The organism is Rosistilla oblonga, assembly GCF_007751715.1.
Taxonomy (GTDB): Bacteria; Planctomycetota; Planctomycetia; order Pirellulales; family Pirellulaceae; genus Rosistilla; species Rosistilla oblonga.
Genome location: NZ_CP036292.1, coordinates 219,077 through 232,591 on the forward strand (window position 1 = coordinate 219,077; position 13,515 = coordinate 232,591).

Below are 13,515 nucleotides of genomic sequence, written 5' to 3' on the forward strand. Positions count from 1 at the left end.
TCCAATCTCACACGAAGTGAACGGGGGCGGTAAATAGTTGAGCTGTCTGGATCAATTCCTGAATCGCCGTGGCCGATTTTTCGTCGATCCCAATCACCGGTTGGGCGTCTGCAGAGGTAAACAGGAACGCGGCGAAGACGAGTGTCAAACTTCCGATCAACCGCTGCGTAGATGGCATCATATTGTGTCCGGTTTTCATTATTTTCGATTTCTATTTTCTGTTACCGCATTGCGACGTCGTATTCCAAGTTGCAGGCGACAAGCGGTTTGTATGTTCTGAAGTTTGCAGCGGTCCGTTGCCGGGGTGATCTTATTCGGCCGTGCCGATAGTGAACTGAGGTTGCGGGACCACTTGCCATGGAACCGCGGTGGCTCCCCACGAATCGTCGTATTGATTTTTGGGACGCCGTCGACGACCGAAGCCGCCGCGCGTCTTGAATTCGGTTTGTTCCAGCAACAGTGTCTCCAGCGGGGAGGCGGAGTTTCGCGTTATCGGCAATCCACCTTGAGCCAACAGATGAAACTGATTGGGAGTGCGGGTTGCTAAGACGATTGCCCACCGCGAGCCGTAGATCGGTTTCTCGTCCTCTTCGCCGTTGCAGACAAAGTAGCCAGGAACCACCAGCGATTCGCCCGGTTCCAGTTTCTGTTCGCCTTCGGCCGCAGCACCCGCTTCGGGCTGCCAGGGATGGATTTGATCGATCCCCATGTTGCTGTCGACGTGCAACACGGTCACGTAGATCGGTTTCCCGGCAGCTTCCTTGTTGATGATGCGAAAACCGTACTCGTCGCCGTCGTGCATCACCAATTTGTCCGAGTGGGCGATGTCGGATGTCTCGGGTTCCCAGACGCTTGATTGGGTGATGTTGTAGTCGGCGTCAGCCTTTTCGACTGCTAATAGTTCCAACGCGACATCGACGGGTGATTGACCACCTTGTGGAAGTCCCGATGTGGAAGTTTCCTGGCGACTGGCCAACGCGATCAAATTTCTTGCCCGAGTGATCCGCCGCAAAGCGTCTTGCAGTTGTGCGACGGTTTCGCTGCCGCGCCGCAGGTCAAATGGTCCCCATCCGCCGATCAGACTCTTCGGTACTTCGTCGTCGCGGTCTTTTGCCACAACGTCGGGAACATGCGACACACCCGTTGCCGGGAAGATTGCTGCATAATTGCCGTCGAGCCTCAACAGGTAATCGCAGGCCGATTCGTCGCCGACCCATTGCAGCCAAGCGGATTCCTGTTTCCGCACGGCGGACAGCAGCGACGTCCGCACAACCTCTGGCAGATCAGCGTCGTCGCTCATCAGCGGGCGACTGTCCTGCGCCGTGTCGAGCGATCTGACGACGCGGATCTTCAGGATCGCGTCGCCATGTTCATGGTGCCGCTCGATCGCAAACGCTTTGCGAAAATCAGCGGGCAGACGCAGCGGCGTTTTCTGCTGGTCTTGCCACTGAAAGGCTCGACACGTCGCCGAACCACCTTCAGCCGTTTCGACCTCGATCCAGCCGATCGAATCGCCGTTGCTGGAGGCGTTGGGCGTCGCATCCCACTGGGCCGAATCGGGGGATTCATACAATTCGAACAGCGATCCGGCCGTCACCCCGTGCAGCATCCCCGCCGTCATCAAGACTTGCTCGCGATCGCCCGGTATCGATTGGACGGGCCAGATGGAAGGCCGATCGAGCCCGACGCCATCGATGATCGTCTCCTTGAGCGAATTTGGGTCGCCGTATTCCAGCGTAGGCGTTGGGGCCTGAGCCACCGAACCGCTGCTGCGGTAGCGAGCCACAATCGCTTCGCGCAGCAGGTCGTACGACAAATTGGAGACCGCCGATTCTTGGTTCAGGACTTCGACCAGGAACCGTGTCAGCAGGCCATACGATTTGTCGCCGTCGTGGTATTCCGGTTCGACCTCCATCGATCGACAGGCCGAAAGAAAGACAGCCCCGGCGGGGAGTCGTTTCGCTTGAACTCGACGTTTCTTGGTTGTCGATTCGGGGCGCAAATCGCGTTGCAGTTTGCGGACCTTCGTCACCCCGCGGGCTCCCGTGCCGCTGTGGCAACAGTCCAACACCATCCACATTTTCGCTCGCCCATCGCGGCAGATGTTGTCGACAAAGCGATAGATCTCGTCGTCGCGAATGTCTTGTTCGCCACCCTGTTGGACCGCATCGTAGGGAACCAGCGTCTCGTCGAGTCCATCCTCTTCATCGCAATCGGGGTCGCCCGACGGTTGGTCGAGGACCTGGGAACCGTGCCCGCTGAAGTGAAAAACGACGACGGGCGTCTGGCCGCTGTCGACTTTGGAGACGCGTTCTTGCAGCCGCGCCATTTCTTTGCGAATCGCGGCGCCGCTGGCTTCCGCGTCCAACAGCGTGACGATGTCCGAATCGGCAAACCCGAATCGACTTTGCAACATCTGCTGCATCGCCCGCACGTCGTTTTCACAACCATCGAGGGTTTCGCGCAGATGTTCGTATTGGCCAACGCCAACAAGCAGGGCGAAGCGTGGGCGATCGCTGGGCTCGGCGATCGCCAGCGAGGCAAACGACGATAGCAACAGAAAGATCAAGGGTAACGCGAATTGCAAGCGACACCAATCGCAACGCATCGACACTCCCGCCGTCCTCTCGCTACGTCGGTCTCCAAACAAGAACGCGAGTCCGGCGAACGGCACCGCGGCGATCGATGACTTTCTCGACACGTTTACAGGCTGATTGGCAGCCTGACGCGCTTGGACGACCGAATGAAATGACACTTTCTCAAACTTAAGCAAAACCACAAACCCTCTTCTTGGCAGTCGCGAAGGGAGGCCGAGGAGCAGCTAGCCCCCGGCTTGTATATCCTGAACTGTTGCTTGAACCGGACCAAACTTCTGAAGATGCTTGTGGCACCAGCGCAGCAGACGGTGGCTTCACGGGGGCGCGGCAAGCGACGGGTTGGACGCAATCGGGATGGAGCCTGATTTGGCACGAACGGCGAAGCTGATTTGGCGTCCGGTAGGGCAGCAGGTTGGGAGCGGACAGTCGGCGGCAAGAGCGTTGGCCGCCAATTTCGCTCCAGGACCAAAGGCGAAGGTCGCGCTGCCGTTTGGAGGTTCGGGCGGAACCATCGTCGTATTGCACGACGAGCGACGGAATCGCGGGCTCCACGGTCATGCCTGTCCCTGCTTTGTTTCGACTTAGAGCCTGGTTGCTTCCTGCTGCACGCCGGTTCTTGGCGATGCAAGAGCCCGCGTCACCGCCCGCCGGCGGCAACCACAACCACCAACTCGCCCGAGTGAATCGATACTATACTCCAAACAGGGAGACTGGGAGCGCTGGGATGATTGTTTTTTGGAGATGAGCCAAGCGACTGGCTGCGGTCCAAGCTTCCCGTTATTCAACGCGCTCGACGGCTAGCGTTCTGGTTTGGCGTCGAAGCGGACTAAGTCGCTTCCCGCGGCTGTATAGACGGCCCAGAAATAGGGGTGGATCCAGACCTCTTTTCGGCCGCCGCTGCGACGATCGCGAAGAAACGATCGCTGAGCTCCAGCCAGTGCCGACGCGACCGGAATCCCTTGATTCAGTTCGGCGAAGAACGCGTTCATCAGCAGCGGGCCCGTTGCGTCATAGACATCCCATTGGCCGGAGACAACGGCATTGGCACCCGAGGACAAGAAGGCGCGTTGCAAACCAAACAGGTCATCGCCGGGCAGCGGCGACCGATCCGCCAACCCTGAAAAACAGGCGCTCATCACCACCACGTCCGCTCCCACTTCGTTGGCGAACACTTCGGATGCCGTCAGGTGCCCGTCGGCGACCTCATCGGCATGGCACAACAAGAAGCTCGACATCGGCGCATCGGCATGATTCATTCCGTGCGTCGCCGCAAAGAGCATCCCCGGTTGATGCAGCAGCTTCACAACTTCGGATTCCAAAGCCTGATCACCCGTTACGAAAGTTTGCATTTGGTCGCCGAAGTGTTCCTTCAGATTTTTCAGATCCTGTTCCACTCCAGGCAGCGAGGCCGCGCCCTCGAATTCCGCGATCCCGATTGCATGAACCTTCTGAACCCGTCGATCGCGATCGCGGAACAATGCCCACGATTCCAACGACGGGGCGTAGGTGATCGCGAGATCTTGTTCGATCAAAAACTTTGGCATCACCGTCTCGAATCCATCCGCCTTGTGAACATCGACTTCGGTGACCAAAGCTGCAAATGGAAAGTAGTGCAACACGTGATGCGGGACGATTACAACGGTCTCGGCGGCAGTCAGCTGATCTTGAATCGACGGCGGTATCAAGATCGAATAGTAGTCGGCCAATGCGTCTTGCCAGCTGCTGTCGAAGCGGCCCTCGGATTGGTATCGAGCCAACATTTGCTGAGCCGTGAAATTCATCCCCTGCAGAAATCCAGTGACCTCGGCGATCAGTTGCCTGGAAGCGATCGGACTGCCGTCGCCGTCGACCAGCGGCAAGGCTTGAACTTCTCCCGCGGCAATCACAAAGACCCAGCTGTTTTCGCTCCCCAGAAAATACTCCAGCCCCACCACATCATCGGGCCACTGCTCCAGTAGCTCGTCGAGTTCCGGACCGTTGTCGTCGATCGCCGCGGACGCGTCGAGGTTCTTTGACATCAGTACGTCCTGCAGCGATCGCGCTTTGCCCAGTTCAGCAAACCGCAGGGCTTCCATCGCATCGCCCTGTTGGATCAGCAGTTCGACGATCTGTTCATTCACATAGGCTCGTCGTGCAAAGAACCCTGACCGCGTCGCTCCACTCCGCCCACTGTCGAACCGCTCTCGCAGAATTTCGGTGAGCAATTGAGAGATCATCAAAGAGTTCAGAGGCGTATCGGCAGGGTTCTGCTCCGCCGCCGACGAACCCAAACGCAGGCTCATCATGCCGAGCGTTCGGTATCCGCTTTCGATTCCGGGTAGATATCCAATCGCTGTGTAAGCTTTCAGAGCGTCTTGCAGATGGCGACGGCATGTATCGGCGTCTTCATCGCGAAAGGCTAAGTGAGCGAGGATCTCCGCCGCGGCACCTCGAGTCATCGCGTCGGGATCGTTCTCGCCAGCGGCGGCGGCAGATTGCCGAGCCGATTCGACGATCCGATCGTGGCCGACGCGGCTGAGTTCGGCTTCATCGCGGCACAACGTTTGGACGATGTCGGCTAACAGAACGTAGGCCCGGGCGAGATTGACTTGCGTCGCCGCGATCTGTCCCGGCGGCAGCGACTCCGCAAGTTGGAGAGCTTGCTCATATTGTTCGCGTGCCTGTTGCCACTGGCCGACCGACAGCAACAGCGGGCTGCTGACACCCGAGGCAGCTTGGAAGGCGTAGTTGTACAGGCGGTCTTGAGAACGCAGCAGTAGGAAGTTGGCATAGTTGTTGTGCGCGCGAAATCGGTCGGACGCGGGTGCTTCTTGCAGGCATTCGATCGCTTTCGCGAAATGTTCATCCGCCGATGCCGCAGCGGTTGTATCGGCCGCGGATTCCGAAAGGATCGTCGCGGTATAGAGATTCGCCAGACCTTGCGCACGTCGGTCCTCGCTCTCCTGGAGCAAGGGTTGCAGCATCGTTGTCGCTTCTTGCCAACGATTCTGCAAGATCAAGGACCGGGCTTCGTCGATCGTATCGATCCCCGTCGGTTGTTCGACCGTCGACACGGGCTCTTCTCCTTTTAACTGGCGGAGAATCCTATCGTTCCATTCTCGAAGGTACTGCGTCCAATCCTCTTGGGAGACTTGTTCGGTCAGATCCAACGCATCGCACAGATAAGGCTTGGGCTTTCCATCCTCGTCGATCGCCGACAGCATTTCGCCGATCGTGAGAACGCGAACCAGCGGATGTGATGATTCGCCCAGCAGGTCGGCCAGCGTCTCGGATCGCGCCAACATCCACTGGGCGGTCTCCTCATCTTCGACAGTGAACGACGTATTGTTCTTGCCGTCGGCGTATCGCAACGAATAGGTGCCCGGTGGCAGGCCGTCGGCGAACTGCTGCGGTAGATCGGGAATTTCAGCCCACGACAACTTCGCGACGCCTGCGGCAAGCGGGACTTCCAGCAAGGGTTTGTTCCCCTGGTAGATTGTGATGGAGTCTTCGGGGAAAGTGATCTCACCTTGTTGCGGCCGCCGACGCAGAGTCAGCTTTCCATCCAAGTGCCGCCCTCCGTGAGCGGGCGTCAAAAATCCTTCCCCGCGAATCACCACCTGCCCCACGATCTGGTCCAAGGAAGATCTGGGGTTGGCATCTGCGGAAGCTGCCACAGGATTCGAATCCCGCGTCATCTGGATGTCGAATGATCGCGTTGCCGCAGCCAATGGAGCGGTTGCATCGGGGGAACCGATCAACCATCGATCGATCCCGTTCTGGCTCCAGATCGTCAGCGCCCCGCTGTTTTGATCGAGCGCTTCCGCGCGCGGCAACGTCTCCAACTGGACATCCTTGTCGCCCAAGCGAAAGACGATCGCGAGATCCTCTTGCCCGACCGCCGTTTGGATCGTCAGCAGGGATAGAAATCCCAAACTCCAAATTTTGCAGTGCTTCATTGCAGCCCCTCTTTGATCCCTTGTTCTCTACGCACACCGCGACTCGCAACGATCCTCGTCCAGTGGAGATGCGATATCGCGATCGATCCGGACAGCATTCTTTCCAGAAACTCGCGATTCCAACAGACGCCTTGTCGACGCAGACGGTCATGCCGCATCGTAACACCGATTCAACGTTGGCGTTGGGACGCACGGTGCGATGGCGACAGTCGCCGCGATGTTTGTATGAATCCCAGTTTTGGTTTGCTATTTGCATTACATTGCATTTGTCGATCTATCGTTATGCTGGTTCAACCCAAGGATACGTTCATGACCACCATTCACGCTTATGCCGCGACCAAGCCCGGCGGACCCTTTGAGCTTTTTGATTATGACGCCGGGGACGTTGGGCCGGACGACGTCGAGATTCAAGTGGAGTCGTGCGGCATCTGTCACAGCGATCTTTCGATGCTCGACAACGATTGGCAGATCACTCAGTTCCCGTTTGTTGGTGGTCACGAAGTCATCGGTCGCGTTGTCGCTTTGGGATCGCATACGCTGGGCCTGGCCGAGGGCGATTCAGTCGGGCTGGGGTGGACCAGTCGCAGTTGCATGCACTGCGACGAATGCTTGTCGGGGGCTCAGAACCTTTGCCGCGATGCTCGAGGGACGATCACGCATCAACACGGCGGGTTCGCCGATCGCGTGCGTTGCCACTGGGGCTGGGCCAATAAGATTCCCGAAGGAGTCGACGCTGCATCGGCTGGTCCGTTGCTGTGTGGTGGCGTGACGGTGTTCAGTCCGCTTGTGCAACACACCCTGTCGCCGACGGCTCGAGTTGGCGTTGTCGGTATCGGCGGGCTGGGGCACATGGCGCTGCAGTTCTGCGATGCGTGGGGATGCGACGTCACGGCGATCTCGCGTGGCCGCAGCAAAGAGGAAGAGGCTCGGAAACTGGGAGCGGATCATTTCGTGGCGACCGAAGAGGATCCGAAGCTTCAATCGCAGGCGGGTAAGTTCGATCTGATCCTGAACACGACCAACGCTGCGTTGCCGTGGGACGCCTACATCGCCGCGCTCGCTCCGGGTGGAGTCCTTCACACGGTTGGTGCCGTAGCGAAAGTCGAAGCGTCGGTCTCTCCAATGATCATGGGGCAGAAGTCGTTTTCGGCGTCGCCGACCGGCAGCATCGTGACGACGCGTTCGATGTTGGACTTCGCCGCCCGACACAAGATCGCACCGATGACGGAAGTCTATTCGATGAGCGACATCAACGAAGCGTTTGAGAAACTCCGCAACGGATCGCCTCGGTATCGGCTGGTGCTGACTGCCTAGCTAAAGTCGCCACGTGGCGGCTGATTTGTGCTTAGATAAAAATGGATCGGTCCTGCATTCCGGGGGGCGGCGATCGCTCGGATCGGGAGAAGGGCTGTGAAAGTGAAACCGACGATGTCAAGGAGCTTCTGATGAATCAAATTGCAGTAACGGCGGCCAGTGGTCAGCTGGGAGCGGAAATCGTTCGAGCGACGGTCGAGGTCGTCGGCGCGGAGAACGTTGTCGGGTTGGCGCGAACGCCCAGCAAAGCCGAGTCGCTTGGCGTCGAGATCCGCCCCGGCGATTACGAATCTCGCAGCGATTTGGCAAGCTCGCTGCAAGGCGTCGGCACGGTGCTGCTGGTTTCCGGGATGGACGCCCCCGACAAACGGATCGGTCAGCACCGCAACGTGATCCAGGCGGCCAAAGAAGCTGGCGTCCGCAAGATCGTTTACACCAGTATCCAGGGAGCGGAGCAGGGGACCGCCTTTTCGCCGATCGTGCAGAGCAATCGGCAGACGGAAGCAGACGTTCGCGGCAGCGGCCTTCTGTGGGTGATCGGCCGCAATGGAATCTACATCGAACCGGACGTCGATTACATCGAGACCTATAAACAGCGAGGCGAGATCGCCAACTGCGCCGGCGACGCCTTGTGCGGCTACACAACTCGCAGCGAATTGGCGTTCGCCTACGCACGGATGCTCACCCAGTCCCAGCACGACGGGCAAACGTACAACCTGCACGGCGAAGCGATCACGCAACAGCAGCTAGCGGACTATTTGAATTCCGCTTTCGGGACCGATCTGAAGTTCCGCGAGATGTCGGTTGCGGAGTATCGCGAAGAACGAATCGCAGAACTCGGTGACTTCCTGGGCAACGTGATTGCTGGGATCTACGAGGGGATCCGAAACGGAGCTGCCAACAACAAGAGCGACTTCGAAACAGCAGCTGGCCGCGCTCACCAGAGCTGGGCCGATTATTTCGGGCAACTTACAGATCGCAACGGGTAACCGGGTCCTCACGAATCGAACCGCAACGCTGTTTTGGTTTCTATTGTTCCGCAGAGGAGGGCGAGTCATCGTCTTGCTGCCGATCGTCGATGTACAGCGTTTGCACGAGTACCATCACAACGACAACCATCGGGGCTGCCATCATCACGCCGAGGATCCCGACGACAACGCCCATCAGCAACTGAGCCGCTATCGTTAGGACCGGCGGCAACGAGACCTCCCGCTGTTGAACGATCGGCGTGATCAAGTAGCTCTCGAAGGTTTGCAACACCACGTTAAACATCAGCACATACAGCACCATCTGCGGGCCGACGTTGACCGCCAACAGCATCTGCGGAACGGCGGCCAACAGGGGACCGATGTTGGGAATGAAAGTCAGCAGTGCTGCGAGTACGCCGAGTGTGATCGGCATCGCGATTCCAAAGGTCCACATTCCGATCGCCGTGGCGATCCCCACGATCGCCATCGAGACAAATCGGGCGACGATCCAGCGTTGCAGCGAACCGTTCATCCGATCCAGGACCTTCTGCGTGCGCTCCCGTTTCGCCGGCGGCATCAGTTTCACCAGGCCGTCGCGGTACAGATCGGGATCGTAGGCGGCGTACAACCCGACAAAGAAGATCACCATCGCCGCTGTCATGCCCCAGCCCAACGATTGCAACCGCTGAAGCACCGCTGGGACGATGTCGCTGCTCGACTGCGTCAGTTGCTCTTCGATATCCGATACATCGGGCAGATGCTTCTGCGCCCAGGCGTGTTGCTCCAATTGCTCGTTTGCCGTTTGCGCGGCCGATTGCAATTGATTCCACAGTTCATCGGCCCGATCGGCCACCTGCGATCCCAACTGGAAGATCCCCAATCCGATCGCGAGCAGCAACAGGCCGACGATCATTAGGTAGGTAGTGCGGTAGGCGAGCGAGAACTTGTTCGCCGACCAGGCGCTGATCGCATGCACGAAGACGCCAAACAGCAGCCCCGCCAGAATCAACAGGCAGACGTTTAGCGTTGGGACCAATAGGCCGGCGGTCGCTAAAACGAGAGCGAGCAACAGTAGAGCAAACAGAGTGGTTTTAGCGTTGGGCATTCGATTGGGCACTTCCTGGGGGTGAGCTTTCCTGTGACAAGTCTCACTGCAACAATTGCGCCATCGCTCGATCGGGCAAAGATTTTGCTGCGGTCGGCGAGAAAGATTGCTCCGTCCTCTTCCGACCTGATTGCCAACAAATCACCGACGCGTTTGGCCCGATTCTTGCGACCAGGGGCTGTGGGAAGCTCGCCGCATGCGTGTCTGAGGAGAAACCTGCGAAGCGAGCGACGGATACCGCGATTGCACCGGAACCGTAAGAGTGATGCAATGAGAAACGCATCCCTCCCCACCTCACGCGAGCCCACCACGGAGACGACAACATGCAGGCTGATTCATCAGGAACCAACCCCGATCTGATCGACGCGTTGCGGTCGGCGGAAGTTTACGACGACGCCAGCGGGCCGCCGCAGGAGATCCAGACGCACATCTCGTTTCTGTTTCTGACCGACGCTCACGTCTACAAACTGAAGAAGTCGGTCGACTTCGGGTTCTTGGATTATTCGACTCTCGCCAAGCGACGGGCGGCTTGCCAGGCGGAGGTCGAATTGAATCGCCGGTTGGCGGCCGATATCTATCTGGGCGTCGTGCCGGTCGGCCGCGGCACTGACGGAAGTTGGAAGATCGGCGACGGTGTCGAGCCTGTCGAATGGTTGGTCAAGATGCGGCGTTTGCCCGACGAGCGCTGTCTGACTCAGATGATTCAACGCGATGATTGGGGAGACCGAGACATCGCGCCGATCGTGGCGATGTTGAGCGGTTTTTATCGTGGCTTGCCGCCGGTGCCAATGCCAAACTATGCCGCCTGTTATCGCCAGCATGTTGTCGACAACGGCAAGGAACTGCTCGACGCAAAGCACCGCTTGCCGCGAGCGTTGGTTCGGCGAGTGCAAGCGGCTCAGTTGCAGTTCATGTTTCTGCATGGCGATGCTTTGCTGCAGCAGCGTGCCGCCGATGGCCACGTCGTGGAGGGGCATGGCGATCTGCGAGCCGAACACATCTATTGGACGCAGACGCCGGTCGCGATCGACTGTATCGAATTCAGCCGCGAACTGCGACTGGTCGACACCGCCGACGAGCTCAGCTTCTTTGCGATGACATGCGACGATGCGGGCGTTCCTGAGTTGGGGGAAGCGGTGCTGCGGCGCTGTTGCCAAGCGTTGGGAGATGTCCCCGATCCGCTGCTGGTGGCCTTCTATCGGTGCTACCGCGCTTGTGTGCGAGCAAAGGTGGAAGCGTTGCGATCCGATCAAACCGCGGAGGCGTCGGGATCCGATTCCCAGCCAGGAGCCGTGCGGTTGATCGAGCTGGCCGACCGATACGCCCAGCAATTGGGAAACCCGCCAGCCGTGATCGTTCGCGGGCTCAGCGGCACCGGAAAGACAACCGTTGCCAAGGCGCTTGCCGAGAGAATTGGAGCGGTCCATCTGTCGACCGATGCGTTGCGGAAGGCAAACTCGCCGGACCATGATGTGAACTACGACGCGCAGTCGCGCCAACAGGTCTACAGCGCGATGTTCTCCGAGGCGGTAGAGCATCTGCAAAACCGAGTTCCGGTCGTCGTCGACGGCACGTTTTTGCAAGCCGATCTGTTGCGAGAGGCCCAGCAGCGGTTGGCCGCAGCGGGTGACAAGGTCGTCGTCGCGACATGTGTCTGTCCCGAAGAGGTTGCGATCGACCGCATCCGCCAGCGGCAACGTCGCAGCGATTCGTTGTCCGATGCCGACGAAACGGTCTACCGTCAGCAGGTCGCCCAAGCGGATCGGGTCTCTCCCAGCATGGCTGGGATCAAGGTCGATACGACCGCCGACATGCCGGCGATCCTCGAAGAAATTCGCCTCGGTCTCGTGTAAACGCAATACCGTTCAACGAAAAGGAGCCTCGGACCGTCGAAAGAATTAGCGGCGGGACGTAGTGGACGAGGTTACGAGTCCCAGCAATTTGGTCTGATGCAAAAGGACTCGTAACCTCGTCCACTACGCTTCGTTGGACGGTATTGCTTGTAAGCGATCCGGCCGCGTCGGGGCGTCTCGAATCGCCCGGCGGCCTCGATCTTCATCTCTTGTCGGCACGTGGTTTGCGACGTTTGTAGCGTATCGATCCGATGGGCGATCGTCCCGATTGGAAGCTCGTGGAGCGATATCGGCGATCGCTCGCGGTGTCGGATCTACCGAACTGGACGATACGAAACCAACTTGCAAATGGAGACCGATGATGAAGATGCGAATCTATTCTTGCGCGGCACTGGTGGCACTCGCTGTCGTGGGCTGTGAGGAACCGGGCGACTACACAACGCCCAACGCGGCGAGCCCGACGTCGACCGACGCGTTGCCCGTCGCCCCAATAACCGTCGCCCCGGTCGCGGTCGACCCGGCGACCAATGTTCCGGCGGCTAGCGATCCGAAGACTGGCGATCAGGCAGCACGTGTCGATGAGTCGACGTCAGCTGTTGCGATCTGCGAATTGGTACCGGTCGGCGACAGCAAAGTCCGCGGTGCGGTGCGATTTGCTCAGGAGGGTGATGTCGTTAAAGTCCGTGGCGAGGTGACCGGGTTAACTCCTGGAAAGCACGGCTTCCACGTTCATGAGAAGGGAGACCTCTCGGACAAGGAGACCGGCAAATCGACTGGCGGTCACTTCAATCCGACCGATCAGCCGCACGGAAAGATGACTGATGAAAAACGCCACGTCGGCGATCTCGGCAACATCGAAGCGAATGAAGAGGGGATCGCTATGATCAAAATCGACGATTCGGTGATCTCGTTGAAAGGCGAACATTCGATCGTCGGACGTGCGATCGTGATCCACGCCGAAGCCGACCAGTTCACGCAGCCGACGGGCGACGCGGGGGCTCGCGTTGCGTTCGGTAAGATCGAAAACGCTTCAGCTGAATAAGGCGTTTGCTGCTCATCAAGCTTTCTTTCCCTGCCGGGCGATCGAGGCGAGGCCGTCTGCCTCGATCGTCCATGCGGCAGGGTTTTCCGTTTAATGTGGAGATCAGACCGATGCCACAGTGGAGCGACAAAGACCAGCGGCAGTACGAACACATCAAAGAGAGCCAGCTGGATAGCGGAAGGTCGGAAGAGCGAGCCGAGGAGGTTGCCGCCCGGACTGTTAATAAACAGCGGCGCGAGGAAGGTCGCACTCCCAACAAGACGACGCAGGGAACCGGAAATCCCCACACTCCGTTGGAAGACCGGACTGTCGATGAACTGCGGAACATTGCGTCGAATCTAAATATCAGCGGCCGCAGCAAGATGCGGAAACATGAACTGATCGACGCGATTCGCAGTCGCCGCGCCTAGACCGATTCAATCGGTCGTCTCTTCTCCGCCGCCGAACCGGCGGCATGAACGGTTCTCAACCAGGCTGGTTCGCAAACGCTCGAAAGCGATTTGCCAGCTTTTCCGGCAGTCGGAGCTGACTGTGGCAAGTGGTGAGCCGAGCGGTTGTCGGCGTGCAAACCGCGACCGCCGCGGGGGCGGAAGAAGCTGGTTCAAGCGATGTTGGTACATCGTTTGCATTATCTCCCGCTTCGGCTGCTTGCAACTTGGAAGGCTACAGAAAGCGAATCACAAGCGGCATGACTTCTA

9 protein-coding genes are annotated in these 13,515 nt (G+C 58.8%); 5 read left to right on the forward strand and 4 right to left on the reverse strand.

Annotation, left to right across the window (positions count from 1 at the left end; all coding sequences use genetic code 11):
- Positions 1–7: 7 nt before the first annotated feature.
- From CA51_RS00715 to CA51_RS00725, 3 genes are all read right to left on the reverse strand, one after another.
- Complete coding sequence (locus CA51_RS00715) at positions 8–199, reverse strand: hypothetical protein (protein ID WP_145117237.1); 192 nt, start codon at positions 197–199, stop codon at positions 8–10.
- Positions 200–310: 111 nt separating this feature from the next.
- Entirely contained in the window at positions 311–2,755 is a 2,445-nt protein-coding gene (locus tag CA51_RS00720) for a caspase family protein (RefSeq protein ID WP_231745916.1), read from the reverse strand.
- A 639-nt stretch (positions 2,756–3,394) separates the two neighbouring features.
- Positions 3,395–6,535, reverse strand: coding sequence for a CHAT domain-containing protein (locus CA51_RS00725; protein WP_145117239.1), 3,141 nt, complete (start codon positions 6,533–6,535; stop codon positions 3,395–3,397).
- Between the two features lie 309 nt (positions 6,536–6,844).
- Here CA51_RS00725 and ahr point away from each other — a divergent pair, with 309 nt between their 5' ends.
- The gene (gene ahr, locus CA51_RS00730; RefSeq protein WP_145117240.1) at positions 6,845–7,849 is read left to right on the forward strand and encodes an NADPH-dependent aldehyde reductase Ahr; all 1,005 of its coding nucleotides are present in this window, start codon (positions 6,845–6,847) and stop codon (positions 7,847–7,849) included.
- 131 nt (positions 7,850–7,980) lie between these two features.
- Positions 7,981–8,838, forward strand: a complete 858-nt coding sequence (locus CA51_RS00735; protein WP_145117241.1) for an SDR family oxidoreductase — start codon at positions 7,981–7,983, stop codon at positions 8,836–8,838.
- 40 nt (positions 8,839–8,878) lie between these two features.
- On the opposite strand, the gene CA51_RS00740 is transcribed toward CA51_RS00735, so the two are convergent.
- Positions 8,879–9,922, reverse strand: coding sequence for an AI-2E family transporter (locus CA51_RS00740; RefSeq protein WP_145117242.1), 1,044 nt, complete (start codon positions 9,920–9,922; stop codon positions 8,879–8,881).
- A 323-nt stretch (positions 9,923–10,245) separates the two neighbouring features.
- On the opposite strand from CA51_RS00740, the gene CA51_RS00745 reads away from it, so the two are divergent.
- From CA51_RS00745 to CA51_RS00755, 3 genes are all read left to right on the forward strand, one after another.
- Entirely contained in the window at positions 10,246–11,775 is a 1,530-nt protein-coding gene (locus CA51_RS00745; protein ID WP_145117243.1) for a bifunctional aminoglycoside phosphotransferase/ATP-binding protein, read from the forward strand.
- Positions 11,776–12,136: 361 nt separating this feature from the next.
- Positions 12,137–12,817, forward strand: a complete 681-nt coding sequence (locus CA51_RS00750; protein WP_231745917.1) for a superoxide dismutase family protein — start codon at positions 12,137–12,139, stop codon at positions 12,815–12,817.
- A 110-nt stretch (positions 12,818–12,927) separates the two neighbouring features.
- Positions 12,928–13,227: a Rho termination factor N-terminal domain-containing protein gene (locus tag CA51_RS00755; protein ID WP_145117244.1), complete on the forward strand. Its 300-nt coding sequence runs from the start codon at positions 12,928–12,930 to the stop codon at positions 13,225–13,227.
- Positions 13,228–13,515: the final 288 nt, after the last annotated feature.

Coding starts and splice junctions, on each gene's coding strand:
- CA51_RS00745 (WP_145117243.1), top strand. CDS start 10,246: ATGCAGGCTGATTCATCAGGAACCAACCCCGATCTGATCGACGCGTTG.
- CA51_RS00735 (WP_145117241.1), top strand. CDS start 7,981: ATGAATCAAATTGCAGTAACGGCGGCCAGTGGTCAGCTGGGAGCGGAA.
- CA51_RS00715 (WP_145117237.1), bottom strand. CDS start 199: ATGAAAACCGGACACAATATGATGCCATCTACGCAGCGGTTGATCGGA.
- CA51_RS00755 (WP_145117244.1), top strand. CDS start 12,928: ATGCCACAGTGGAGCGACAAAGACCAGCGGCAGTACGAACACATCAAA.
- ahr (WP_145117240.1), top strand. CDS start 6,845: ATGACCACCATTCACGCTTATGCCGCGACCAAGCCCGGCGGACCCTTT.
- CA51_RS00750 (WP_231745917.1), top strand. CDS start 12,137: ATGAAGATGCGAATCTATTCTTGCGCGGCACTGGTGGCACTCGCTGTC.
- CA51_RS00725 (WP_145117239.1), bottom strand. CDS start 6,535: ATGAAGCACTGCAAAATTTGGAGTTTGGGATTTCTATCCCTGCTGACG.
- CA51_RS00740 (WP_145117242.1), bottom strand. CDS start 9,922: ATGCCCAACGCTAAAACCACTCTGTTTGCTCTACTGTTGCTCGCTCTC.